Below are 23,928 nucleotides of genomic sequence, written 5' to 3'. Positions count from 1 at the left end.
CTTCAGCGCTGGTAGCAGCGGCTCGCGCTCTTCACGATCTTGCAGTTGAAGAGGGTGGCACTGACGCCCATGGGCCCATGGGTGTAGTCGGCAAGCTGGTTGTCGTTGTAGCGGGTGTGGTGGGGCTGGCCCGTGGGCTTGTCCAGGCTGTCGGACCAGACCTTGATATGGCAGGAACCCTTGTTCTGGTCGGCGCAGAACTTGTAGGCCGCGCGACCGATGTAGTCGGTGTCCTGCGCCTTGTCGGTCGGCACCATGGCGTAGTGCGTATTGCCGTGGGTCTCGAAGACGTCCAGCGTCTGGGCGTGGGCAACGGCGGTTGCTGCGGTCAGCAGCGCAAGGATCAAGGCTTTCATGGTGGGTTCTCTCCAGTGTGCACGTGGCCGGCGGGCAAGGTGCCACGTGCCGCGGTGATGGATGCGCGCAACCCCCTGTGGGCTGCGCACGGTGGCCGGCCGGCCTCGGGGATTCTGCATGGGTGCAGTGCTGCCCGACTGGACGAATTGTCCACCGGCCATCGCCGGCCGCTCACTGCTGGTAGCAGCGGCTGGCGGTGGTCACGAGCTTGCAATTGAAACGGATGCCATCGGCGATGCCACTGTAATTGCGCATGTACTCGGCCAGTTTGTTCTCATCGTAGCGTGTATGGAAGGGGTTGCCTGTGGGCTTGTCCAGGCTGTCGGACCAGATCATCACGCGGCAGCTGCCTTTGTTCTGGTCCTGGCAGAACTTGTAGGCCGCTCTTTCCATGTACTGGGTGTCGCGCGCCTTGTCGGTGGGCACCATGGCGTAGTGCATGTTGCCGTGGGATTCGAAGACTTCCAGTGCTTGTGCGTGCGCGGCGGAAGTCGCTGCGGTCAGCAGTGCAAGGATCAAGGCTTTCATGTGGGTGGGTTCCCTCGGTGTGCGCAGCCGGTGGGCACGCTCGGAATGCGCGCCTCTGATGGATGAAAAGCAAAGCAGCCCCCGTGGGGGCTGCTCGTGCATGTCGGCTGAGTGCAGGGATTTTGCCCTGCCTTCCGTGGGTTCAGCTGTTTATTTCTGAACATCTCCGATGCACAGGTATTTGATTTCCACATAGTCGTCGATGCCATGGTGCGAGCCCTCGCGGCCCAGGCCCGACTGCTTGACACCGCCAAACGGCACATGCTCGGTGGCCAGCAGGCCCACGTTCGCGCCCACCATGCCGTATTCGAGTGCCTCGCTCACGCGGAAGATGCGGCCCACGTCGCGCGTGTAGAAGTAGCTGGCCAGGCCGAACTCGGTGGCATTGGCGGCGTCGATGGCCTCCTGCTCGGTCTTGAACCTGAAGACCGGGGCGAAGGGGCCAAAGGTCTCCTCGCGCGCGCACAGCATGTCGGGCGTGGCATTGGCCACCACCGTGGGCTCGAAGAACTGGCCTGCCAGGCGCTTGCCGCCGGCCACCACGCTGCCGCCCTTGGCCAGGGCGTCGTCCACATGGCGCTGCACCTTTTCAAGCGCCGCTTCCTCGATCAGCGGTCCCTGGTTCACGCCGTCCTCGAAGCCGTTGCCCACCTTGGCCGTCTTGACCTTGGCCGCGAACTTGGCGACGAACTCGTCGTACACGCCTTCCTGCACATAAAAGCGATTGGTGCACACGCAGGTCTGGCCGGCGTTGCGGTACTTGCTGGCGAAGGCGCCTTCCACGGCGGAGTCGATGTCGGCGTCGTCGAACACCAGGAAGGGCGCATTGCCGCCCAGCTCCAGCGACATTTTCTTGACCGTGGGGGCCGACTGCGCCATCAGGATGCGGCCGACTTCGGTGCTGCCCGTGAAGCTGATGTGGCGCACCACGTCGCTCGCGCACAGCACCTTGCCGATGGCAATCGAGTTGGCGCTGTCGGCCGGCAGGATGTTGAACACCCCGGCCGGGATGCCCGCGCGGATCGCCAGCTCGGCGGCCGCCAGCGCGGTCAGCGGTGTCAGCTCGGCCGGCTTGATGACCACCGGGCAGCCCGCGGCCAGGGCCGGGGCCACCTTGCGCGTGATCATGGCCAGGGGAAAGTTCCAAGGCGTGATGGCCGCGCACACGCCGATGGGCTGGCGCAGCACCAGCAGGCGGCGGTTGTTGTCGAACTGGGGCAGGGTTTCTCCGTTGATGCGCTTGGCTTCCTCGGCAAACCATTCCACGAAGCTCGCGCCGTAGGCCACCTCGCCCTTGGCTTCGGGCAGGGGCTTGCCCTGCTCGGCGGTCATCAGGCGGCCCAGGTCGTCCTGGTTTGCCATGAGCAGGTCGAACCACTTGCGCAGGATGGTGCTGCGTTCCTTGGCCGTCTTGGTGCGCCAGGCCGGCCAGGCGGCGTTGGCGGCGGCAATGGCGGCCTCGGCATCCTGCGGGCCCAGGTTGGCCACGTCCGCGAGCTTCAAGCCCGTGGCCGGGTCGTTCACGTCAAAGCGGCCGCTGCCCGCCACCCACTGGCCGTTGATGAGGCCATCGGTCTTGAGCAGGCTGGGGTCATTGAGCAGGGAGAGGGGGGAGGTCTTCATGTCCATGGTGTTGTCTCGCTGTGGAAGTGGTGAACTGGAGGGAGGAAGTCCGGGAAAGGCGGGTACACCGCCGCGCAGCCAAGCTTAGTCCTGATGGAGTGGGCGTGGGTGTCTCGGGTGTATCAGTGGTTTGCGCCTGTAGAGAGGACCTGTGAGGGGGTCAGGCCTTGCGCCCGCGCAGCCATTCGAGCACCAGCAGCAGGCTGGTGGTGAACAGGATGAGCAGCGTGGCCACGGCGGCGATGGTGGGCGAGATGTTTTCGCGGATGCCGGTGAACATCTGGCGCGGCAGCGTGGCCTGCTCGGCCCCGGCCAGGAACAGTGTGACCACCACCTCGTCGAACGAGGTCGCGAAGGCGAACAGCGCACCCGAAATCACGCCGGGCGCGATCACCGGCAGCGTGATGCGAAAGAAGGTGCGCAGCGGTGTCTCGCCCAGGCTCAGCGAGGCACGCACGAGGTTGTGGTTGAAGCCGGCCAGCGTGGCCAGCACCGTGGTCAGCACGAAGGGCGCGCCCAGCGCGGCGTGCACGATGACCAGGCCCGCATAGCTGTCGGCCAGGCCCAGCGGTGCGAAGTACAGGTAAGTGGCCACGCCGACCACGATGATCGGCACCACCATCGGCGCGATGAGCACGCCCATCAGCAGGCCCTTGAAGCGGAAATCCGCACGCGACAGGCCCACTGCCGCCAGCGTGCCCAGCACGGTGGCGATCAGTGTGGCCGCGGGGGCCACGATGAAGCTGTTGCGCGTGGCGCGCGCCCACTCGGCCGACTCGAACAGGTTGCGGTACCACTTGAGCGACCAGCCGTGGATCGGATAGGCCAGGAAGGAGCTTTCCGAGAACGACAGCGGCACCATCACCAGGATGGGCGCGAGCAGGAAGACGAGCACGGCCACGCACAGGGCGCGCAGCAGCCACCACAGTGCCTTGTCGGTCAGCGTGGTGTAGCGGGGGAATTCGGGCAGTCGGAACATGGTGGGGGTTCTGCGGTGGTGTCGGGACGCTCGGGGTCAGCCCAGGCTGAGCTCGGCCTTGCCGATGCGGCGGTACACGCCATACAGCACCAGGGTGGCTGTGAGCAGCACCGCGCCCAGCGCGCAGGCCATGCCCCAGTTGACTTCAACGTTGGTGTAGCGGGCGATGTAGTAGCTGAGCATCTGGTCGTCGGCGCCGCCCAGCAGCGCCGGCGTGACGTAGTAGCCGATGGCCAGGATGAACACCAGCAGCGCGCCCGCGCCGATGCCCGGGTAGGTCTGCGGTACGTAGACGCGCAGGAAGGCCGCCAGCGGATGGCTGCCCAGCGAGACGGCGGCGCGCAGGTAGCTCGGTGGCACGCTCTTCATCACGCTGTACAGCGGCAGGATCATGAAGGGCAGCAGGATGTGCACCATGGCGATCACCACGCCCGTGCGGTTGAACAGCAGGGCCAGGGGCTCGTTCACCAGGCCCAGGCCCATCAGCCCGCGGTTGACCAGGCCTTCGGACTGCAGCAGCACGATCCAGGCGGCCACGCGCACCAGGATGGAAGTCCAGAACGGCACCAGCACCAGGATCATCAGCACGTTGGCCGAGCGGGCCGGCAGCGAGGCCAGCCACCAGGCCAGCGGGTAGCCGACGGCCAGGCAGATGAGCGTGACCACCAGGCTGATATGGAAGGTGCGCAGCAGGATGGCGCCAAAGGCGCGCTGCTGCTCGGGCATGCGCTCCACCTGGCCCATGGCGTCGCGCTGCAGGTCCACCGAGGCGAGCAGGTAGTCCGGGGTCCAGCGCGCACCGTTGCGCGCGATGGCCCGCCACAGCGGGGGCTCGGCCCAGCGCGCGTCCTTGCCGACCAGCTGTTCGCGGATGGACTCGGGCGTGCCCTGCAGGGGCAGCGCGCGGTAGGCGCCCATGATGAGCGAGCGTGCGCCGGGCACGTCGGAGTTGAGCCGCCGCGCCAGCGCGCCAGCGTCCGCACTGTCGGGCAGGCGCGCGAGGTCCTGCACCAGGGCCGCATAGGCCGACGGGCCGGGGGCTTCATGGCGGTCCCAGCCGTCCAGCGCCGAGATGGTGGCCGGCAGGGTGTTGGCCACCTCGGGGTTCTCGATGGCGCGCTGCAGCAGCGCCGCGATGGGAACCAGCAGGGTGAGCAGCAGGAACACCAGCAGGGGCAGCGTGAGCGCAAAGGCGCGCCACTTGCGCCGGGCCTCCGCGCGCGACAGGGCCTTGCGCAGGGCGCCGGGGTCAAGGGCGTCCGGTGCGGATGCAGCACGGGGGACGGCGAGGGTGGCTGGGTGCATGGTGTCCTGCATTGCGTCGGTGGCCTGCGGTTTACTGGGTGGCCCAGGCGGCGAAGCGCTTCTCCAGCGCCTCGCCCTGGTCGGCCCAGAAGCCCACGCTGAACTGCAGTGCTTCCTTGGCGTTGGTGGCCGAGGTGGGCAGGTCGTCCAGCACCTTCTTGTCCAGCTGGGCCAGGGCCTTGGTGTTGGCCGGACCGTAGGCGATGTTCTGTGCGTAGGCTGCCTGGTGGGCCGTCTGCATGGTGAAGGCGATGAACTTCACGGCCGCATCCTTGTTGGGCGTGCCCTTGGGAATGGCCCAGTAGTCCAGGTCGTAGATGCCGCCCGGCCAGAAGATCTTGAGATTGCGGCCTTCGCGGTTCGCCGCGTCGATGCGGCCGTTGAACACGGTGGTCAGCACCACGTCGCCGGCCACCAGGAACTGGGGCGCCTGGGCGCCGGCCTCCCACCACTGGATGCTGGGCTTGAGCTCGGTCAGCTTCTTGAAGGCGCGGTCCGCCCCTTCCTTGGTGGCCAGCACCTTGTAGACGTCACCGGGCTTCACACCGTCGGCCAGCAGCGCGAATTCCAGGTTGTAGCGCGCGCCCTTGCGCATGCCGCGCTTGCCGGCGATCTTCTTGGTGTCGAAGAAGTCGGCCCAGCTGCTGGGCGGGGTCTTGAGCTTGTCGCCGTTGTAGGCCATGACGGTGGACCACACGAAGATGCCCACCGCACACTCGTTGACCGCCGCGGGCAGCAGGTCGGCCTTGTCCACGATCTTGCTGTAGTCGAGCTGCTCGAACAGGCCTTCGTCGCAGCCGCGCGCGGCATCGGGCGACTCGACCTCCACCACGTCCCAGGTCACCTTCTTGGTCTCGACCATGGCCTTGATCTTGGCCTGCTCGCCGTTGTATTCCACGGCCACCAGCTTGTTGCCGGCCTTCTCATAGGGCTCGTAGAAGGCCTTCTTCTGGGCATTGGCGTTGGCGCCGCCGAAGTTGACGACGGTGATCTGCTGCTGCGCGAAGCTGGGCAGCGCCATGCAGGCAGCAAGGGTTGCGCCGGCGATCAGGCTCTTTTTCATGGTGCGGTTTCCTTGGAAGGAGGTGGAAGGGAGAACGAACGGAAAAAGGACAAAAAGGACAGGACCGGGGGCTCACATCGCATAGATGCGGGTGGACTCCGGCGGGAACTCCAGCAGCACGTTCTGTCCCGGTTGGGGATAGGCCGATGCGTCGGAATGGGTGAGGGCCACTTTCACGGTGGCGTGCTCCTGGCCATGGCCCAGGTCGCACATCAGGCGCAGGTGGTCGCCGTAGTAGATCGAGCGTGTCACGGCCGCGGGGATCGCCGAGCCGCGCGGGTAGGCGGCATAGGGGTGCAGCACGATGCGCTCGGGCCGCACGCAGGCCTGCACCCGGCTGCCCAGGGTGGCGCCGTTGACGTTCACGCCCGGCAGCAGGTAGCCCCCGGGCATCTGGATCGCCGTGCCATCGCCCGTGCCCTGCAGGGTGCCGCTGAGCACCGTGTTGTCGCCCACGAAGCCGGCCACGAAGCGGTTGGCCGGGCTTTCGTACAGGTCTTCCACGCTGGCCAGTTGCTGGATGACGCCTTCGTTGAATACGGCCACGCGGTCGCTCATGGTCAGGGCCTCGCCCTGGTCGTGCGTCACGTACACGAAAGTCACGCCCAACTGGCGGTGCAGCTCCTTGAGCTCGATCTGCATGTGCTCGCGCAGCTGCTTGTCCAGCGCGCCCAGGGGCTCGTCCATCAGCACCAGCTGGGGGTTGAAGACCAGGGCGCGGGCCAGCGCCACGCGCTGCTGCTGGCCGCCCGACAGGCGTGCGGGCAGGCGCTCGCCCATGCCGGCCAGGCGCACCATGTCCAGCGCCTTGCGCACGCGCTCCTGCTGCTCGGCACGGGGCACCTTGCGCACGGTGAGCGGGTAGGCCACGTTCTGCTCGACGGTGAGGTGCGGGAACAGCGCGTAGTTCTGGAACACCATGCCGAAGTTGCGCTTGTGCGGCGGTGTGCCGGTGATCTGGCGGCCATCGAGCAGGATGTCGCCCGAGGTCGGCGATTCGAACCCGGCCAGCATCATCAGCGTGGTGGTCTTGCCCGAGCCGGACGGGCCCAGCAGGCTCAGGAACTCGCCGCGGTGGATGTCCAGGTCCAGCGAGCGCACGACCAGCTGTTCGCCGTCGTAGCTCTTTTGCACGCCGCTGAAGCGGACCAGGGGTTCGTCGGAGGCCATGGGGGTCGCCACGGGATCAGGCCACGGCCGCGAAGCTGTCGGCCAGGATGGCCAGGCCTTCGTCGAGCAGCTCGTTGGACGCCGTGAGCGGCACCAGGATGCGCACCACATTGCCGTAGGTCCCGCACGACAGCAGGATCAGGCCGCGGCGCGCGGCTTCGGCCACCACCTTCTTCGTGAGGTCGGCGTCGGGGCGGGCCTTGTCGCCCGCTTCGAACAGCTCGATGGCCACCATGGCGCCCAGCCCGCGCACGTCGCCGATGGCCGGCACCTTGGCCGCCATGTCCTTGAGTCCGCGCACCAGCTGGGCGCCCATATCCTGGCTGCGTGCCAGCAGCTTTTCCTGCTCGAAGGCCTCGATCACGGCCAGGGCCGCGGCGCAGGCCACGGGGCTGCCGGCGTAGGTGCCGCCCAGGCCGCCGGGGGCGGGGGCATCCATCACCTCGGCGCGGCCCACCACGCCGGCCAGCGGAAAGCCGCCGGCCAGCGACTTGGCGGTGGTGATCAGGTCGGGCGCCACGGGCCATTGCTCGCAGGCGAACCAGGTGCCGGTACGGCCGGCGCCGGTCTGCACCTCGTCGGCGATCAGCAAAATGCCGTAGCGGTCGGCCAATGCCTTGAGGCCGCTGATGAATTCGGGCGGGGCGATGTAGAAGCCCCCTTCGCCCTGCACGGGCTCCAGGATGAAGGCGGCCACGCGCTGGGGCTCGATGTCGTTCTTGAACAGCAGCTCCACCGAGTGCAGCGCGTCCTGCACGCTCACGCCATGCAGGGCGTTCGAGAACAGGGCATGGTAGACCTCGCCCGGGAAGGGGCCGAAGCCGATCTTGTAGGGCGCAACCTTGCCCGTGAGGCCCAGCGTCATGTTCGTGCGGCCGTGGTAGCCGCCGGTGAAGGCGATGACCCCGGGGCGGCCGGTGTGGGCGCGGGCGATCTTGATGGCGTTTTCCACCGCTTCGGCGCCTGTGGTGAGCAGCAGCGTCTTCTTGGCAAAGGCGCCGGGCGCCAGGGTGTTCAGTCGCTCGGCCACCTCCACATAGGGCTCGTAGGCCACGACCTGGAAGCAGGTGTGGGTGTACAGGTCCAGCTGGGCCTTCACCGCGGCCACCACGCCGGCGTGCAGGTGGCCGGTGTTGAGCACGGCGATGCCGCCCGCGAAGTCGATGTAGCGGCGGCCTTCCACGTCCCACAGCTCGGCGTTGCGGGCCTTCTGCACGAAGATCTCGTGGGCCTGGCCCACGCCGCGTGCGACGGCGGCGTGGCGGCGGGCGAGAAGGGCGGCGTTGGTGAAATGGCGGTCGTTCTGCATGGCGGTGGTCTCTTGCGGGTCAGGCGCATGAAAGTAGGAATGGAGAGAATTCTGGAATCCGTGGCGCAGACCGTCCATGTACAGCCACACGGCATTTGCCGCGCACTGTGCAGGTCGCAGGTCCTGTACAGGCATTCCCTGATCTGGTGCGCGCCCGCCCAGTGCACAATTCGCTCCTTTTTTGCTTTCCTGATGCTCACTCTCAGCCCGGACCTCCAGACACCTCTGGTCAGCCAGATCGTCGATGGTCTGCGGGGCCTCATCGTCAGCCAGGTGCTCAAGCCTGGCAGCAAGCTCCCTTCGATCCGGGCCTTTGCCGCCGCCCATGGCGTCAGCGTGTTCACTGTGGTGGAGGCCTACGACCGCCTGGTGGCCCAGGGCTGGCTGGTATCGCGGGCGCATGCGGGCTTCTTCGTCAAGCGCCGCGGCGATGAAGGGGGAGGGTCCGCCAGCGGCGCCCGGGAGCGCCCGCTGCCCAGCTTCGATGCGCGCTGGTACCTCAAGCAGATCTTCGAGAACCGCAACCTGCCGATGAAGCCGGGCTGCGGGTGGCTGCCGCACGACTGGCTGTTCGGCGATGCGGTGCGCCGCAGCATGCGGCAGTTGTCGACCGACAGCCCGGCGCTCGACGGCTATGGCCTGCCGCATGGCCACATGGCGCTGCGCATGGTGGTGGCCGAGTCGCTGGGCGAGCAGCACCTGGCCGTCGACCCCGACCAGATCCTGCTGACGCAGGGCTCCAGCCAGGCGCTGGACCTGGCGGCCAGGCTGCTGCTCAAGCCCGGTGACGTGGTGCTGGTGGACGACCCGAGCTATCCCAACCTCCTGTTCATGCTGCGCTTTGCCGGGGCCCATCCCGTGGGCGTGCCGCGCACCCCCACGGGCTACGACCTGCCGGCGCTGGAGGCATTGCTCACGCAGTACAAGCCCAAGGCCTTCTTCACCCAGCCGCGCCTGCAAAGCCCCACCTGTTCCATGGCGTCGGTGGCGCACCTGCACCGCCTGCTGCAGCTGGCCGAGCAGCACGGCTTCACCCTGGTGGAGAACGACATCTACGCCGACATGGACAGCAGCGTGCGCCCCTCGCTGGCCAGCCTGGACCAGTTGAGCCGGGTGATCTACCTGGGCAGCTTCTCCAAGACCATCTCGCCCAATCTGCGCACAGGCTTCGTCGCTGCGCGGCGCGACACGCTGGACGAGCTGCTGCACCTGAAGATGATCTCGGGGCTCACCTCTTCGGAAATCACGGAACGCGTCACCTTCGGCGTGGTGACGGACGGCCGCTGGCGCAAGCACCTCAAGTCGCTGCGCGAGCGCCTGGCCGAGGCGCACCGCAATGTGGGCCGCAAGCTGCTGACCCTGGGCTTCGAGCTGTTCCACGAGCCTGAAGCCGGCATGTACCTGTGGGCCCGGCACCCCGATCTGCCCGACAGTGCCGAGCTGTCCAAGGAAGCCACGGGCGAAGGCATCATGCTTGGCCCGGGCGCTCTGTTCCTCGTGGACCCGCGCCCCACGGGCTGGCTGCGCTTCAACGTGGCGTTCTGCGAGGACGAACGCCTGTGGCGCTTTCTGGAGCAGCGCATCGCGCTGGGGAGCCAGGGAGGGCAGTAGGCGCCTATGGCGTGCGCTGGGCCGCCAGGTGCGCCGCCATGGCCGGGCTCATGAACTGCGTGGGGATCTCCGCGGCCAGCGCCTGCGGATCGTCCAGCGCGAGAAAGCAGGCCTCGAACTCGCGCTGCAGATTGAACTTCGGTGGCAGCATCAGCAGGCTCTTGGGTGCCAGCGCAAAGGCGGCCTGGCGCACGGCGCGCGTCAGTTCCTTGGGTGGGATCCTGGAGAACAGCTCGTGCACCTCGGGCCGGGGCAGTGGGCACTGCGGTGCCAGCAGGGCCAGGTACATGGCCTCGGTGCGCAACTCCTTGGGGACCTTGGCGATGCGGGAATAGTCGCTCCAGACCACGTCGCGCCACTCCTGCGCCGTCTGCGGCGTGGCCATGGACGCCAGACTGCGGCCCTGGCGCAGGCCGGCGCGCACCGATTCCAGCGACAGTGGCGACCTCTTGAGCAGCTTCTTCAAGGCAGCAGGCAGGCGCTCGGAGTCGTCGGAATCCCTGCCGTGGAACAGGTCGATCACGGGCATCCTGCTGCCTTTGGCCGGGGTGCCCCGCACATCGATGCTATGGTCGTCATTGACCAGCGCCTGGGCAATGATCTGCCCGCCCACGACCAGCTGGCCATGGTTGTAGTGGCCGTAGACGACTTCCTGCACGCACAGGTCGCCGCCCACGCGGATATAGGCGCCGCCGCAACTGGCCTGGCGCGCATGCAGCGCGCCGGTCACCAGCAGCAGCGGACCGGACTCGCCATCGGCATTCACCAGCGCGCCGGCAAGGTGCAGGTCGCCCTGCACGCACAGGCCGCAGACCTCCTGCCCTGGGATCCCGGCGAGCGTGGCTGCGGTGCGGCCATCGGTCCAGCCGGCGTTCCAGTCGAGCAGCAGGTCGCCCTCCAGCGCCAGATCGCCCGTGTGCAAGAGCACCGGGTCCGTGGACCGCAGCCAGGACGGCGCGGTGAATGCGCCGGGAAGCTCCGCGATGGTGGTGGTTGTGAACACGGCCGCGCTCACCGGTCGATGATGCGCCGCGCGAACTGCTCCAGGTAGTCCATGAGCTGGTTGGCGCCGGCCACGGCATGCGCCTCGTCGCCGCTGGCGATGCCCTGGGCCAGGTGCATGTGGGCGCGTGCGCCCTCGCTCACGTCGCCCTCGTGCTGGTAGGCATACCAGAAGCGGCGGCACTGCACGATGAGCGGTGCCACCGACTTCACGGCCGACTGGTTCTGGCTGGCCAGGTGCACGATCTTGTCGAGCTCGTGGTCGGCCAGCATGTAGCCGTCAAGCTCGCCACGCTCGGCTGCGCGCACCATCTCCTCGGCGCAGCGCACGATGGCCTGGCGCTGCGGCGCGGTGGCGCGCCGTGCCGCGCAGGATGCGATCAGGCGCTCCAGCACGCGGCGCGTCTGGATCACGTCCAGGTGGTCCGCCAGGTCGATGTTGGAGACCTGCAGCCCGCGGCGCGGCTGCTGCACGATGAGGCCGATGGAGACCATGCGCAGCAGGGCCTCGCGCACGGGCGTGCGGCCCAGTCCCGTGCTCTCGGCGATCTCGGCCTCCACCACCGGGCTGCCGGGTTGCAGCTGCAGGGTGGCGATCATGGCCTCGATGGCTTCGTAGGCCACGTCCGCCGCGCGCCGCTTGGGGCCGGTGTCTTTGCGGGGGGAGGGGCTGCTGCTCAAGGTCATCGGGGGAGAAATGCGGGTGGAGTGCGGCCCCGTGGGGGCCGCCCTGTGCCGATCTTAAGGCAACACTGAACAAGTCCCTCGCGCGTCGCGCGCCCCGCTTTGGGCGGTCTGCGGCGTTGCAAATGCTCGCCATAGCACCGGCTATGGCTGCGCTTTGCGCCTGGCAGCCCATCCCAAATCTGGGCACGCGTCATCGCGAAGACTTATTCAGTGTCGCCTTGAATCACAGCGCGGCCCCTGCCTTGCGCAACTCGGCGATCTGCGGGGCCTTGGGCAGCCACAGCTTGTCGAACTCCTGGATGCTGGCATCGGGGTTGAAGGACGAGGCGGTCTTGAACGCGATGGAGGTGCCCTTGAACTTGTCGATCAGGCCGGCCTCGGTGGTCACGATGTCGTTGATCTGCGCATTGAGCGACTGGGCCACGAGCTTGCGGATCAGCTCCTTGTCCTTGGCGTCCAGCCCCTGCCAGATGCGGCCCGAGACCAGCGGCGCGAAGGGCATGAACAGCGCGTTCATCTGCAGCAGGGTCTTGGCGACCTTGTCGAAGCGCTGGTTCCACGAGAACTCGATGTCGGCCTCCAGCCCGTCCACCTGGCCGTTGCTCATGGCGTCGAACACCTGGGGCGTGGGGATGGGCGTGGGCGCGGCCCCCAGCATCTGGTAGAAGTCGCGGTACACGGGCGTGGGGTTGATGCGCAGCTTCATGCCCTTGAGGTCGGTGGGGCTGGCGATGTCCTTGGTGGAGAACACCGCGCGCATGCCGGTGATGCCCCAGCCCAGGCCGATGGTGCCGGTCTCGCGCGGCAGCACCTCCAGCAGCTTGGTGGCCGCCGGGTGTTTGACCAGCTTGGCCACGCTGGGCGTGGAGCGCACCAGGTAGGGGGCATTGATGGCCGCGACGCTGGCCACGCGCGAGCCCAGCTCGGCGGCCTGGATCCAGCCCATGTCCAGGGCGCCCGACTGCAGCTGCTGCATCATGGCCGCCTCGTTGCCGAGCTGGCCCGAGTGGAACACGGTCACGCTCAGGCGGCCTTCGCTTTCCTTCTTGAGCGCCTCGCCGAACTGCAGCGCGGCGCGGTTCCACGAGTGCCCGGCCGGGGTGATCAGGCCCAGGCGGAATTCCTTGGCGCCCGCGCCCTGTGCGAACACGAGCGGGGCGGCGACGGTGGCAGCAGCGGCCACGGCATGGCGCTGGATGAACTGGCGGCGGGTGGTGGTCATGGTGGACTCTCCTTGGTCGGGGGAAGGGACAGGCGGGAACGGAATGGGGGAGGGGCAGGCCTACTCGAGCAGCGCCAGCGACAGGCTGGGGAACAGCGACAGCAGCACCAGCGCCACGCAGCTGATGAGAAAGAAGGGCAGCGTGACGATGAACATCTTTCCGGGCTTGGCCCCGGTCACGGCCGAGGCGACGAAGAAGCTCAGGCCCACGGGCGGCGTCATCAGGCCCAGCACCAGGTTGACCACCACCACCACGCCGAAGTGGCGCGGGTCGATGTGGTAGACCTCGGTGGCGATCGGCAGCAGGATGGGCACGGTCATGATGAGCCCGGGAATGCCGTCGATCACCGTGCCGATGACCAGCAGGATCACGTTGGCCAGCAGCAGGAAGGTGACCGGGTCGTGCGCCACGGTCTGTATCCAGGCCGCCACCATCTGCGGCACCTTGCCGTAGATCAGCAGCCACGAGAACACGGCCGCCGCCGCCACCAGGAACAGCACGATGGCCGAGTAGATGGCCGAGCGCAGCAGGATGGCCGGAATGGCGTTGAAGCGGAATTCCTTGGTCACATAGCGGCCCACCAGGGCCGAAGCCAGCGCTCCTACGGCGGCTGCCTCGGTGGGGTTGGCGATACCACCCAGGATGGAGCCCACGATGACGATGGGGATCAGCAGCGTGGGGCTGGCCTGCACGATGGTGCGCGCGCGCTGGGCCAGCGTGCGCTTTTCGCTGCGCGGGTAGTCGTAGATGAAGCCCATGAGGGCGATCACGATGAAGAACAGCAGCGTGAGCAGCACCCCGGGCAGGATGCCGGCGATCAGCATGTCGCCCACGGCCACCTGGGCCAGCACGCTGAACACCACGAACATCACCGAGGGCGGAATGATGGGCCCGAGCATGCCGCCGTAGACCGTGAGGCCGGCCGCGAAGGTCTTGTCGTAGCCCTGCTTTTCCATCTCGGGCACCATGACCTGCGACATGATGGCCACCTGCGCCGTGGCCGAGCCGATGATGGACGAGACCAGCATGTTGGCCAGGATGTTCACGTAGGCCAGGCCGCCCTTGACCGAGCCGATGAAGGCCATGGACAGGTCCACCAGCCGCCGCGTGATGCCGCCGCTGTTCATGATCTCGCCGATCAGGATGAACAGCGGGATGGCGATCAGCCCATAGCTGTCCACCCCCGCGAACATCTGCATGGGAAACGACTGGAACAGCACCGTGCCGCCGGTGGCGACGATGTAGACGATGCCCGAGAGGCACAGGCACACGCCGATGGGCACGCCCACCAGGAGCGCGATGGTGAAGAAGAGGGTGGTGATCATGGGGCGCCTTCCGGGGTCAGTTCACGGCGTCGGCGTTGACCACGTCGAAGCCGGGGTGGATGCGCCGCTCGGCCGCGCCCAGGTCTTCGAGCAGGTTGGCCAGCGCATGCACGCAGAAGGTCGCCGAAAAGACCGGCAGGATCAGCTGCAGCACCCAGGTGGGCCAGTTGAGCGTCTGCGTGCGCTCGGTGTAGAGAAAATTGAAGCTCTCGGCCGCGTACTCCTTGGCATCGAAGCCGTAGCGGGCGATGCCGATGGGGTCCATCCACAGCCAGCACATCCACAGCATGGCCACACCGAAGGCCGTCACGCCCAGGGTGGCCACCGACTTGGCGACCCGCGCGCCGCGCGCACCCAACTGGTCGGTGAGCATGGTCACGGCGAAGTCCATGCGCAGCCGCGTCATGACCGAGGCGCCCACGAAGGTCAGCCACACCACCGTGTAGACCGCCGCCTCGTCGACCCAGTAGATGGGCATGCCGGTGTAGCGCGTCACCACATTGAGCAGGATCAGCAGGATCAACAGCGCCATCAGGGCCGTCAGCGCATGGCGTTCCATGCGCAGCAGCCAGCCGGAGAAATCCAGCAGCCAGCGCACGGGCGCGCGCGGCGGGGCGGCAGAAGGGGTGGGGGTGCTGGGAGCGGTGGCCATGGCGTCGGTTTGTTGTGGGTGCTTGTGAACGGGAGACCGGAACTGGTGCAATAAATATGTTGCTGATATATGTAAAAGCAAAATGGATGCCGGGCACGGGGGCGCAAGCGCCCGCCTAGGGCGTGGTTCAGCCCGGTGGGTCGCCGGGGGCCGCGGCGAGCGTGGCGATGCGTGCCGGTGCGAGCAGGTGGCGTGCTGGCGCTGGTGTCCAGCCGAAGAGTTGCTGCGTTGCGGCCCCGCAGATGCGGCCCTGGCAGGCGCCCATGCCGCAGCGCGTGCGCAACTTGGCGTCGATCCAGCCGCTGCGCCCCACCAGCTCGGCATGGGGTACGTCTTCGCAGCGGCAGACCAGGGTGTCCGGCCGGGCCAGGGTCTTCAGGGCATCGTTCAGTGCGAAGGAGTGCTGCAGTGCCTGGGCAAAGCCTTCCCAGCGGCGCAGCGTGGCCTGCAGGGCTTGCACCGGTGTGGTGTGGTTCGCGGCGGCGTGGCCGGCGAGAGCGCCCTGTGCCAGTGCACGCTCGCTGCCGCCAAAGCCTGTGCATTCACCTGCGGCGTAGACACCAGCCACGCTGGTGCGCATCTGGGCATCGACCTGCAGGCCCAGGCCATGGCTCAGCGGCCCGCCCAGGGCGCAGCCCAGCATCTGCCCCAGGTGTGTGTTGGGCACCAGGCCGAAGCCGCAGGCCAGGCGCTCGCAGGCGATGCTTTCTTCGCCCGAGGGCGTGCGCAGGCGCACGGCTTGCACCTGGCCATCGCCCTGGGCTTCGAGCACATGGCTGCCTGCCCGCAGTTGCGGCTGCAGCAAGGTGAGTGCCTGCATGGCCTTGGCGGGCCAGCGCGGCAGTTGCATGGCAAAGCCGGCCAGTGCGCGCCAGCCGGCCTGCTCGGCCACGCGCACCACCTGGGCGCCCGCCTTGGCGGCCGTGGCGGCCGCTGCCAGCAGCAGCGGGCCCGTGCCCGCGACCACGATGCGCTGGCCCTGTACGGGCAACCCGGCCTTGACCAGGGCCTGCAGGCCGCCCGCGCCGGTCACGCCCGGCAGCGTCCAGCCCGGAAACGGCAGCAGCAGCTCGCGCGCCCCGGTGCACAGGATGAGGCGGTGGCTGTGCTGGGCCCAGCCGTGCTCGGCATCTTCGAGCAGCAGGGTGGGGGCTTCCCCTGCGGTGGGCGCATCGCCCAGACCCACCACGCGCGTGCCACGCAACAGGGTGATGTTGGTGTGCCGGGCCAGTGCCTCGCGGTGCTGGCGGGCCAGCGGGGGCAGGCTGGCGCCCGGGCCGTCGCGCCAGATCTGGCCACCGGCCTCGGGGTTGTCGTCCACGAGGGTGATGGCCGCGCCGCTCGGGGCGGCCGCCAGCGCCGCCGCCATGCCCGCGGGGCCGGCACCGATGATGAGGATGTCGCAGCGCGCAGGCGCCGGCTGGGGGAGGGATGTGTTCATGGCCTGGCGGTGCCGGTATCGGTATGGACCTGCATGCCCTCGGTGCACAGGGTCTGGCAGGCCAGGCGCACGCGGCCGTCGATGCGCACGCGGCATTCATGGCACACACCCATGCCGCACAGCGGTGCGCGCGGCTGGCCGGTGACGGACGTGCGTGTGCGCCCGGGCGGCACCTGGGCCAGGGCGGCGGCCACGCTGGTGCCGCGGGCGACCTGCAGGCGTACGCCATCGGCATGGATCTGGAGGGTGGGGGCGGTGCTCATGCCGGGGTACCCAGGTCGAAGCGGTCGGGGGAATAGGGCGCCGGGTCCAGTGGCGGCGTGGCGCCCGTGATTTGCGCCGCCAGCAGTTGGGCCGTGGCCGGTGCCGTGGTCACCCCCAGGCCCTCGTGGCCCACGGCCAGCCACAGGTCGCGGTGCTGCGGGTGGCGGCCGATGAGCGGCAGGCCATCGGGCGTGGCCGCGCGAAAGCCCGTCCAGGTGCGGAGGGCGTTGAGTTCGGCCAGGCCTGGCACGTATTCCAGCGCGCGCTGCAGCATGCGCGCCAGCACCGCGTTGTCGATGGCCGGGTCGGTGGTGTCGAACTGGCGCGACGAGCCGATCAGCAATTGCCCTGTGGGCCGCGGCTGCAGGTTGAAGGCGACCGAGGTGCCATCGCTCTGGTGCGCATTGGTGATGTAGCCCAGCTCCACCAGCTGGTGCCGCACGGTGCCCGGGTAGCGGTCGGTGATGGCCAGGTGCCCCTTCTTGGGGCGGATGGGCAGGCCGGGGCACAGGTCGGTGGCGTGGATGCCCGCGGCCAGCAGCACGGCGCCGCCCTCGCGCACGCTGCCGTCGGCCAGGTGCACACGCCGGCCCTCGATGCGTGCCACCTGGGCATGTTCGACGGTGATGGGCTGGGCCGCATGGGCCAGCAACCACTGCGCGGCATTGGGCGCATAGACCACGCTGTCGCCCCCCACCTTGAGCGCGCCATGCAGGCCGGGGCGCAGCGCTGGCTCCTCTCGGGCCAGCGTTGCGGCGTCCCACAGTTCGCAGGCTATGCCGTGTGCACGCAGCCCGGTGGCCTTGGCTTCGGCACCGGCCATTTCTTCGGCATTGGCCGCGATCCAGAGCGTGCCGCAGTTGGCGTAGGCACAGCCCGGCAGGTCGGCATTCATGCGCGGGCCCCAGGCATGCCACTGCTCCAGTGAGGCCTGGCTCAGCGACAGTTCGGCGGCGTTGTCGTCCATCACCACCAGGTGGCCCATGCCGGCCTGTGTGGCGCCGCCCCGGCGCGCATCGAGCACCAGTACCGACAGGCCGGCGCTGGCCAGCAGGTGGGCGCAGGCCGCACCCACCATGCCGGCGCCGATGACGATCACATCCGCAGTGTGGGGCATGGCCTTAAAGGCGGATGCCCCAGGCAAAGGGGTCGTCCTGCGCGATCAGCAGCGTGGCTTCGGCGCTCATGTGGGCGCTGCCGCGCAAGGTGGGGATGATGCGGCCCGGCATGGCATCGGGCTGGTAGCTGGCCTCGAAGCTGCTGCCGATGATGCTGGCCTGGCGCCACACCTGGCCGGGCGCGAGCTTGCCATCGGCCGCCAGGCAGGCCAGCTTGGCGCTGGTGCCCGTGCCGCAGGGCGAGCGATCGTAGGCACGGCCCGGGCAGAGCACGAAGTTGCGGCTGTCGGCCACCGCGTCATCGGCGAACAGTTCGATGTGGTCGATCTCGCCGCCGTTGTCGCCGCGGATGCCCTGCTCCTTCAGGGCCTGCTGGATGGCGCAGGTGTAGTCGATCAGGGCCTGCAGGTTGTCGCTGGCCACGCGCTGGCCGTGCTCGCTCATCAGAAAGAACCAGTTGCCGCCCCAGGCCACATCGCCCGTGACGCTGCCGATGCCCGGCACCGTGAGCGACAGGCCCTGGTGCAGCCGGTAGGCCGGCACATTGCGCACGCTGACCGAGCCATCTTCGTGCAGCGTGGTCGTCACCGTGCCCACGGGCGTCTCGATGCCATGCTCGCCGGGCTGGATGCGGCCCAGGTAGGCCAGCGAGGCCACCAGGCCGATGGTGCCGTGGCCGCACATGCCCAGGTACCCGGTGTTGTTGAAGAAGACCACGCCCGCCGCGTTGGCCGGGTCCTGCGGTGTGCACAGCAAGGCCCCCACGATCACGTCGTTGCCGCGCGGCTCCAGCACCGTGGCCGCGCGCCAAGCATCGTGCTGGCCGGCCAGCAGCGCGCGGCGCTCGGCCATGCTGCCCGTGCCCAGGTCGGGAAAGCCGCCGACCACAAGGCGCGTGGGTTCCCCCCCGGTGTGGGAGTCGAGGATCTGGATGCGTTGCATGGCGCGGTTGGGGGTCATGGTCAGTCGCTGAGGGTTGGATGCGGGGATCGTAGCGATCCCCGCGCGGTGTCAATAGCTGGCGAGGGGGACAGGCGCAGCGTTTTTGAACGTGAGCACCGTGATCGGCGCCTGCTTGAGGTTGCCCTTGTCATCGTAGGCATAGGTGCCGGCAACGCCCTGGTGGCTCAGCTGGCCCATCTGGGCGCCGACCTTGGCGGGGTCGGTGGACTGGGCCTTCTGCATGGCCTCGGCCATGAACATCACCTGGTCGTAGTAGGAGGCCGCATAGGCATCGGCGTCCTGCTTGAAGCGCGCCTTGTACTTCGCCTTGAAAGCCGGGCCCGAGGCCACCTTGTCGAGCATGGTGCCGCCCTGGGCGCAGACCACGGTGTCGTTGACGGCTTCGCCGCCGAGCTTGCCGACCTCGGGGCTGCACAGGGTGTCGCCGCCCAGCAGCTTGGCGCTCAGGCCCAGTTGCTTCATCTGCCGCGCCATGGGCGCGGCCTGCGGGGCGTAGCCGCCGAAGAAGATGGCCTCGGGCTGCTTGCCCTTGAGGCTGGTGAGGATGGACAGAAAGTCCGTGGACTTGTCGGTGGTGAACTCCTGGCCCACCACGGTGAGGCCCTGCTTCTTGGCCTCCTTGCTGAACTGCTCGGCCACGCCCTGGCCGAAGGCGGTGCGGTCGTCGATCACGGCGACCTGCTTGACCTTGAGCTCCTTGGCCGCATACACGGCCATGTTGGAGCCGATCTGGGTGTCGCTGGCGATGATGCGGAACAGGTTCTTGTAGCCGTTCTCGGTGACCTTGGGGTTGGTGCCCACAGTGGACACCATGGCCCCGCCCTCGTTGTAGACGCGTGAGGCCGGGATGGCCACGCCCGAGCAGTACGGGCCCATGACGAACTTGACGCCGCTGTCCACCAGCTTCTGCGCCACGCTCACGCCGGTGCGGGCGTCGCACTGGTCGTCTTCCGACACCAGCTCGAACTTGAGCGTTTTGCCCCCCACCACGATCTTCTTGGCATTGAGCTCCTCCACGGCCAGGCGCACGCCGTTCTCGTTGTCCTTGCCCGCGAAGGCATTGGGGCCGGACAGCGGGCCGCTGTGGCCGATCTTGACCACCTGCTCCTGCGCGGACGCAGGGGCCGACAGCAGCAGTGCCGCGGCCGCAATGGCCACGGGGGTCATGAATCCAGTCGATGTACCTGTCATGGAAAACCTTTGTTGTGAAGGGGAGGGGGAGAGGGGGCGTCGGTGCTCAGGCGACCGACTGGTACTCGGTGGGGCGCGTCTCCAGCGCCTTTTTCACGATGCGCTCGACGAAGGCGCGCTCCTCGCCGATCAGCGGCAGGCGCGGGCGGCGCATGTGCTCGGTGCCCACGCCCACCAGCAGGTCAATGAGCTTGAGGTTCTGCACCAGCTTGGTCGACACATCGAGGTGCAGCATGGGCGTCATCCACTGGTAGAGCTTGAGCGCCTCGGCAAAGCGGCCGGCCTTCATCAGGTCGTACAGCGCCACCGTCTCGCGCGGGAAGGCGCAGCCCACGCCGGCCAGCAGGCCGTCGCAGCCCAGGGCCAGGCCTTCGTAGGCCAGGTCGTCCACGCCCAGGAAGAGCTGGTAGCGGTCGCCCACGGTGTTGCGCAGGTCGGTGATGCGGCGGATGTTGTCGGTGCTCTCCTTGATGGCGGCGATCCACTCGCAGTCGGCCAGCTCCAGCATGTGTTCGGGCTTCAGGTCCACGCGGTAGGCCACGGGGTTGTTGTAGACCATGAGCGGCTTTTGCGCGGCCTTGGCCATGGCGCGCACATTGGCCATGGCCTCGCGCGCATCGGCCACGTAGATCACCGAGGGCATCACCATGTAGCCGGCCACGCCCAGCTTGTTGCCGCCATCGATGTAGCGCAGCGCCTCGCGGGTGCTGGTTTCCGAGACGTTGGCCAGCACGGGGATGCGGCCGTCGGCGGCTTCCAGGGCGATCTTGGCGACCTGCAGTTTTTCTTCCAATGTGAGGGTGCTGGCCTCGCCCAGCGAGCCGCAGGTGACGAGGCCGTGGATGCCGTTGCGGATCTGGAAGTCGATGTGGCGCGCCGTGCCTTCGGCATCGATGCTCTCATCGGCGTGGAACTTGGTGGTGATGGCGGGGAAGATGCCTTGCCAGCGGGGATTGCTCATGGATGGACTCCTGGGAAAAAAGAGGAAGGACGAAGAATGGGAAGGGGGTCGGTGCGAGAGGATTAGTAAATATATTAAGAAAATATTTGAAATATCTTGTCAGGGTATTTAGCAGCTTGCGTGCCAGCTGGTTTTGCGCTTGGCCTCCCCGGGAGGCGAGGGGCGCATGCGGGCGCCCGGGGCCGGATGCCCCGTTTTCGGGGCGGTGTCTGCCCCGGCGTGGGGCGCAGGGCACCGCAACGGGGCGGGGTGCAGGGGCAAGGGGCGCCGTGCCCTGGGCATGCCCGCAAGGCCCCACGGGGGCTGGCTGCTTGTGCCAGAAGGCGCGCCGGTGGGCCCTGGCGGCAGCGAACTGCGGTGTCTCTGGCGGCCGCCGGCCGTTTCACCCCGCGGTCTCGATAGAATCGTGGGTTCTCCCCATAAACCGGGTGGCTGCGCCGCGTGCGCGAGGCCCCTCACTGATCCAGGCCTGTTGCCCCTTTTCGCACATGACCAACAACACCACGCCATCGTTCTCGGTTGCCGACATCCGCAAGTCCTTCCTGGACTTCTTTGCCTCCAAGGGCCACACCATCGTGGCCTCGAGCTCGCTGGTGCCCGGCAACGATCCCACGCTGATGTTCACCAACTCCGGCATGGTGCAGTTCAAGGACGTGTTCCTGGGCACGGACAAGCGCCCCTACAACCGCGCGGTGTCGGTGCAGGCCTGCCTGCGTGCCGGCGGCAAGCACAACGATCTGGAGAACGTCGGCTACACCGCACGCCACCACACCTTCTTCGAGATGCTGGGCAACTGGAGCTTTGGCGACTACTTCAAGCGCGAGTCGCTCAAGTGGGCCTGGGAGCTGCTGACCACCGTGTACAAGCTGCCCCCCGAGCGCCTCTTGGCCACCGTGTACGAGGAGGACGACGAGGCCTACGACATCTGGACCAAGGAAATCGGCCTGCCGCCCGAGCGCGTGATCCGCATCGGCGACAACAAGGGCGGCCGCTACAAGTCCGACAACTTCTGGATGATGGCCGACACCGGCCCCTGCGGCCCCTGCAGCGAGATCTTCTACGACCACGGCGACCACATCCCCGGCGGCCCTCCCGGCAGCCCCGATGAAGACGGCGACCGCTTCATCGAGATCTGGAACAACGTGTTCATGCAGTTCGACATGGCCGAGGACGGCTCGGTCACGCCGCTGCCCGCGCCCTGCGTGGACACCGGCATGGGCCTGGAGCGCCTGGCCGCCATCCTGCAGCACGTGCACAGCAACTACGAGATCGACCTGTTCGACGCGCTGATCAAGGCCGCCGGCCGCGAAACCGGCGTGGCCGACCTGAACAACAAGAGCCTGCGCGTCATCGCCGACCACATCCGCGCCACCGCCTTCCTGGTGAGCGACGGCGTGATCCCGAGCAACGAGGGCCGCGGCTATGTGCAGCGCCGCATCGTGCGCCGCGCCATCCGCCACGGCTACAAGCTGGGCAAGAAGACGCCGTTCTTCCACAAGCTGGTGGCCGAACTGGTGCGCGTGATGGGCGATGCCTACCCCAAACTGCGCGAGCAGGAGCAGCGCATCACCGAGGTGCTCAAGGCCGAGGAAGAACGCTTCTTCGAGACCCTCGCCAACGGCATGGAAATCCTCGACGCCGCCCTGGCCGGTGGCGCCAAGGTGCTGCCTGGCGACGTGGCCTTCAAGCTGCACGACACCTATGGCTTCCCGCTGGACCTGACCAACGACGTCTGCCGCGAGCGCGATGTCGAGGTGGACGAGGCTGGCTTCAAGGTCGCCATGGAAAAGCAGAAGGCGCAAGCCCGTGCTGCCGGCAAGTTCAAGATGGACAAGGCCCTGGAGTACACCGGCGAGGTGAACCGCTTCACCGGCTACGAACAACTGGCCGAAACCGCCAAGATCACCGCCATCTATGTGGACGGCACCAGCACCGCCGCCCTCAAGGCCGGCCAGAACGGCGTGGTGGTGCTCGACACCACCCCCTTCTATGCCGAAAGCGGCGGCCAGGTGGGTGACGAAGGCGTTATCACCAGCGGCTCGGCGCGCTTTGCGGTGGGCGACACGCTCAAGATCAAGGCCGACGTGTACGGCCACCACGGCACCCTCGAAGAAGGCACGCTGAACGTGGGCGACACCGTGCAGGCCGAGGTCAACACGGCCCTGCGCGCCGCCACGGTGCGCAACCACTCGGCCACCCACCTGATGCACAAGGCCCTGCGCGAAGTGCTGGGCAGCCATGTGCAGCAAAAGGGCAGCCTGGTGAACGCCGAGCGCACGCGCTTCGACTTTGCCCACAACGCCCCTGTGACCGACGCCCAGGTGCGCGAGATCGAGCGCCTGGTGAACGAGGAAGTGCTGGCCAACGTGCCCACCCAGGCGCGTGTGATGGACATCGAATCGGCCCAGAAGACCGGCGCCATGATGCTGTTTGGCGAGAAGTACGGCGAGACCGTGCGCGTGCTCGACATCGGCACCAGCCGCGAACTGTGCGGCGGCACGCACGTGCAGCGCACGGGCGACATCGGCCTGTTCAAGGTGGTGGCCGAAGGCGGCGTGGCCGCTGGTGTGCGTCGCATCGAGGCGGTGACCGGTACCAACGCGTTGGCCTACCTGCAGCAGCTCGAAGACACGGTGACCCAGGCGGCCGGCAGCTTCAAGACCCCGGTGGCCGAACTCAACAGCCGCATCGGCCAGACCCTGGACAGCGTCAAGGCGCTGGAAAAGGAAATCGCCGCGCTCAAGGGCAAGCTGGCATCGAGCCAGGGTGACGAACTGGTGAGCCAGGCGGTGGACGTGAACGGCATCAAGGTGCTGGCTGCGGCCCTGCCCGGTGCCGACGCCAAGGCCTTGCGCGACACCATGGACAAGCTCAAGGACAAGCTCAAGTCCGCCGCCATCGTGCTGGCCGCCGTCGATGGTGACAAGGTGCAGATCGCTGCCGGCGTGACGGCCGACAGCGTGGGCAAGGTCAAGGCCGGCGAGCTGGTCAACTTCGTGGCCCAACAGGTCGGCGGCAAGGGCGGCGGCAAGCCCGACATGGCCATGGCCGGCGGCACCAACGCTGCCGGCGTGCCGGCCGCGCTGGCCAGCGTCGAGGCCTGGGTGCGCGAACGCGCCTGAGGCCACGGACCGGGTCGGGGCACGGACCGCAGGC

Annotated in this window: 21 protein-coding genes; 2 read left to right on the top strand and 19 right to left on the bottom strand. The window is 67.9% G+C overall.

Annotation, left to right across the window (positions count from 1 at the left end):
* Window positions 1–2: 2 nt before the first annotated feature.
* From HNP48_RS28765 to gabT, 8 genes are all read right to left on the bottom strand, one after another.
* Entirely contained in the window at window positions 3–356 is a 354-nt protein-coding gene (locus HNP48_RS28765) for a hypothetical protein (protein WP_184863735.1), read from the bottom strand.
* A gap of 172 nt (window positions 357–528) precedes the next feature.
* Window positions 529–885 (bottom strand): hypothetical protein, encoded by a 357-nt coding sequence (locus HNP48_RS28760; protein ID WP_184863733.1) that lies wholly within the window; start codon window positions 883–885, stop codon window positions 529–531.
* Window positions 886–1,035: 150 nt separating this feature from the next.
* Window positions 1,036–2,514 (bottom strand): NAD-dependent succinate-semialdehyde dehydrogenase, encoded by a 1,479-nt coding sequence (locus HNP48_RS28755; RefSeq protein ID WP_311773870.1) that lies wholly within the window; start codon window positions 2,512–2,514, stop codon window positions 1,036–1,038.
* 154 nt (window positions 2,515–2,668) lie between these two features.
* On the bottom strand, window positions 2,669–3,487 hold the full coding sequence (locus HNP48_RS28750) for an ABC transporter permease (RefSeq protein WP_184863731.1): 819 nt from the start codon (window positions 3,485–3,487) through the stop codon (window positions 2,669–2,671).
* A gap of 36 nt (window positions 3,488–3,523) precedes the next feature.
* Window positions 3,524–4,792 (bottom strand): ABC transporter permease, encoded by a 1,269-nt coding sequence (locus tag HNP48_RS28745; protein WP_184863729.1) that lies wholly within the window; start codon window positions 4,790–4,792, stop codon window positions 3,524–3,526.
* Between the two features lie 31 nt (window positions 4,793–4,823).
* Complete coding sequence (locus tag HNP48_RS28740; protein ID WP_184863727.1) at window positions 4,824–5,855, bottom strand: ABC transporter substrate-binding protein; 1,032 nt, start codon at window positions 5,853–5,855, stop codon at window positions 4,824–4,826.
* Window positions 5,856–5,927: 72 nt separating this feature from the next.
* Window positions 5,928–7,025, bottom strand: a complete 1,098-nt coding sequence (locus HNP48_RS28735) for an ABC transporter ATP-binding protein (RefSeq protein ID WP_184863725.1) — start codon at window positions 7,023–7,025, stop codon at window positions 5,928–5,930.
* A 16-nt stretch (window positions 7,026–7,041) separates the two neighbouring features.
* Complete coding sequence (gene gabT, locus HNP48_RS28730; RefSeq protein WP_184863724.1) at window positions 7,042–8,334, bottom strand: 4-aminobutyrate--2-oxoglutarate transaminase; 1,293 nt, start codon at window positions 8,332–8,334, stop codon at window positions 7,042–7,044.
* Window positions 8,335–8,526: 192 nt separating this feature from the next.
* Between gabT and HNP48_RS28725 the strand changes: the two genes are divergently transcribed.
* Window positions 8,527–9,945, top strand: a complete 1,419-nt coding sequence (locus HNP48_RS28725) for a PLP-dependent aminotransferase family protein (RefSeq protein ID WP_184863721.1) — start codon at window positions 8,527–8,529, stop codon at window positions 9,943–9,945.
* A 4-nt stretch (window positions 9,946–9,949) separates the two neighbouring features.
* On the opposite strand, the gene HNP48_RS28720 is transcribed toward HNP48_RS28725, so the two are convergent.
* The 11 genes from HNP48_RS28720 to HNP48_RS28670 form a co-directional block, all read right to left on the bottom strand.
* Window positions 9,950–10,948 carry a hypothetical protein gene (locus HNP48_RS28720; protein WP_184863719.1) on the bottom strand — a complete coding sequence of 333 codons (999 nt, stop codon included), beginning with the start codon at window positions 10,946–10,948 and terminating at the stop codon, window positions 9,950–9,952.
* 8 nt (window positions 10,949–10,956) lie between these two features.
* Window positions 10,957–11,634 carry a GntR family transcriptional regulator gene (locus HNP48_RS28715; RefSeq protein ID WP_184863717.1) on the bottom strand — a complete coding sequence of 226 codons (678 nt, stop codon included), beginning with the start codon at window positions 11,632–11,634 and terminating at the stop codon, window positions 10,957–10,959.
* Between the two features lie 223 nt (window positions 11,635–11,857).
* On the bottom strand, window positions 11,858–12,856 hold the full coding sequence (locus HNP48_RS28710) for a TRAP transporter substrate-binding protein (protein WP_184863715.1): 999 nt from the start codon (window positions 12,854–12,856) through the stop codon (window positions 11,858–11,860).
* Window positions 12,857–12,916: 60 nt separating this feature from the next.
* On the bottom strand, window positions 12,917–14,182 hold the full coding sequence (locus HNP48_RS28705) for a TRAP transporter large permease (RefSeq protein WP_184863713.1): 1,266 nt from the start codon (window positions 14,180–14,182) through the stop codon (window positions 12,917–12,919).
* A 16-nt stretch (window positions 14,183–14,198) separates the two neighbouring features.
* Window positions 14,199–14,834, bottom strand: coding sequence for a TRAP transporter small permease (locus HNP48_RS28700; RefSeq protein ID WP_184863711.1), 636 nt, complete (start codon window positions 14,832–14,834; stop codon window positions 14,199–14,201).
* 127 nt (window positions 14,835–14,961) lie between these two features.
* On the bottom strand, window positions 14,962–16,275 hold the full coding sequence (locus tag HNP48_RS28695) for an FAD/NAD(P)-binding oxidoreductase (RefSeq protein WP_184863709.1): 1,314 nt from the start codon (window positions 16,273–16,275) through the stop codon (window positions 14,962–14,964).
* On the bottom strand, window positions 16,272–16,538 hold the full coding sequence (locus HNP48_RS28690) for a (2Fe-2S)-binding protein (RefSeq protein ID WP_184863706.1): 267 nt from the start codon (window positions 16,536–16,538) through the stop codon (window positions 16,272–16,274). The genes HNP48_RS28695 and HNP48_RS28690 overlap by 4 nt, the downstream gene beginning before the upstream one ends.
* Entirely contained in the window at window positions 16,535–17,656 is a 1,122-nt protein-coding gene (locus HNP48_RS28685; RefSeq protein ID WP_184863704.1) for an FAD-binding oxidoreductase, read from the bottom strand. Before HNP48_RS28685 ends, HNP48_RS28690 begins: the two co-directional genes overlap by 4 nt.
* A 4-nt stretch (window positions 17,657–17,660) precedes the next feature.
* Entirely contained in the window at window positions 17,661–18,599 is a 939-nt protein-coding gene (locus HNP48_RS28680) for a 4-hydroxyproline epimerase (protein WP_184863865.1), read from the bottom strand.
* A 69-nt stretch (window positions 18,600–18,668) separates the two neighbouring features.
* Window positions 18,669–19,787: a branched-chain amino acid ABC transporter substrate-binding protein gene (locus tag HNP48_RS28675; RefSeq protein ID WP_184863863.1), complete on the bottom strand. Its 1,119-nt coding sequence runs from the start codon at window positions 19,785–19,787 to the stop codon at window positions 18,669–18,671.
* Window positions 19,788–19,857: 70 nt separating this feature from the next.
* Window positions 19,858–20,772: a dihydrodipicolinate synthase family protein gene (locus tag HNP48_RS28670; protein WP_184863702.1), complete on the bottom strand. Its 915-nt coding sequence runs from the start codon at window positions 20,770–20,772 to the stop codon at window positions 19,858–19,860.
* Window positions 20,773–21,260: 488 nt separating this feature from the next.
* Here HNP48_RS28670 and alaS point away from each other — a divergent pair, with 488 nt between their 5' ends.
* On the top strand, window positions 21,261–23,894 hold the full coding sequence (gene alaS / locus HNP48_RS28665; RefSeq protein WP_184863700.1) for an alanine--tRNA ligase: 2,634 nt from the start codon (window positions 21,261–21,263) through the stop codon (window positions 23,892–23,894).
* The last annotated feature ends 34 nt before the right edge of the window (window positions 23,895–23,928 follow it).

The sequence above is a fragment of the Acidovorax soli genome (genome assembly GCF_014207955.1).
Classification (GTDB): domain Bacteria; phylum Pseudomonadota; class Gammaproteobacteria; order Burkholderiales; family Burkholderiaceae_C; genus Acidovorax; species Acidovorax soli_A.
This window is presented reverse-complemented; position numbering and strand designations above follow the sequence as displayed.

Bases quoted from the DNA above. Each gene is read 5' to 3' on its own strand.
- HNP48_RS28765 (WP_184863735.1), bottom strand. From the start codon at position 356: ATGAAAGCCTTGATCCTTGCGCTGCTGACCGCAGCAACCGCCGTTGCC.
- HNP48_RS28760 (WP_184863733.1), bottom strand. From the start codon at position 885: ATGAAAGCCTTGATCCTTGCACTGCTGACCGCAGCGACTTCCGCCGCG.
- HNP48_RS28755 (WP_311773870.1), bottom strand. From the start codon at position 2,514: ATGGACATGAAGACCTCCCCCCTCTCCCTGCTCAATGACCCCAGCCTG.
- HNP48_RS28750 (WP_184863731.1), bottom strand. From the start codon at position 3,487: ATGTTCCGACTGCCCGAATTCCCCCGCTACACCACGCTGACCGACAAG.
- HNP48_RS28745 (WP_184863729.1), bottom strand. From the start codon at position 4,792: ATGCACCCAGCCACCCTCGCCGTCCCCCGTGCTGCATCCGCACCGGAC.
- HNP48_RS28740 (WP_184863727.1), bottom strand. From the start codon at position 5,855: ATGAAAAAGAGCCTGATCGCCGGCGCAACCCTTGCTGCCTGCATGGCG.
- HNP48_RS28735 (WP_184863725.1), bottom strand. From the start codon at position 7,025: ATGGCCTCCGACGAACCCCTGGTCCGCTTCAGCGGCGTGCAAAAGAGC.
- gabT (WP_184863724.1), bottom strand. From the start codon at position 8,334: ATGCAGAACGACCGCCATTTCACCAACGCCGCCCTTCTCGCCCGCCGC.
- HNP48_RS28725 (WP_184863721.1), top strand. From the start codon at position 8,527: ATGCTCACTCTCAGCCCGGACCTCCAGACACCTCTGGTCAGCCAGATC.
- HNP48_RS28715 (WP_184863717.1), bottom strand. From the start codon at position 11,634: ATGACCTTGAGCAGCAGCCCCTCCCCCCGCAAAGACACCGGCCCCAAG.
- HNP48_RS28710 (WP_184863715.1), bottom strand. From the start codon at position 12,856: ATGACCACCACCCGCCGCCAGTTCATCCAGCGCCATGCCGTGGCCGCT.
- HNP48_RS28705 (WP_184863713.1), bottom strand. From the start codon at position 14,182: ATGATCACCACCCTCTTCTTCACCATCGCGCTCCTGGTGGGCGTGCCC.
- HNP48_RS28700 (WP_184863711.1), bottom strand. From the start codon at position 14,834: ATGGCCACCGCTCCCAGCACCCCCACCCCTTCTGCCGCCCCGCCGCGC.
- HNP48_RS28695 (WP_184863709.1), bottom strand. From the start codon at position 16,275: ATGAACACATCCCTCCCCCAGCCGGCGCCTGCGCGCTGCGACATCCTC.
- HNP48_RS28690 (WP_184863706.1), bottom strand. From the start codon at position 16,538: ATGAGCACCGCCCCCACCCTCCAGATCCATGCCGATGGCGTACGCCTG.
- HNP48_RS28685 (WP_184863704.1), bottom strand. From the start codon at position 17,656: ATGCCCCACACTGCGGATGTGATCGTCATCGGCGCCGGCATGGTGGGT.
- HNP48_RS28680 (WP_184863865.1), bottom strand. From the start codon at position 18,599: ATGCAACGCATCCAGATCCTCGACTCCCACACCGGGGGGGAACCCACG.
- HNP48_RS28675 (WP_184863863.1), bottom strand. From the start codon at position 19,787: ATGACCCCCGTGGCCATTGCGGCCGCGGCACTGCTGCTGTCGGCCCCT.
- HNP48_RS28670 (WP_184863702.1), bottom strand. From the start codon at position 20,772: ATGAGCAATCCCCGCTGGCAAGGCATCTTCCCCGCCATCACCACCAAG.
- alaS (WP_184863700.1), top strand. From the start codon at position 21,261: ATGACCAACAACACCACGCCATCGTTCTCGGTTGCCGACATCCGCAAG.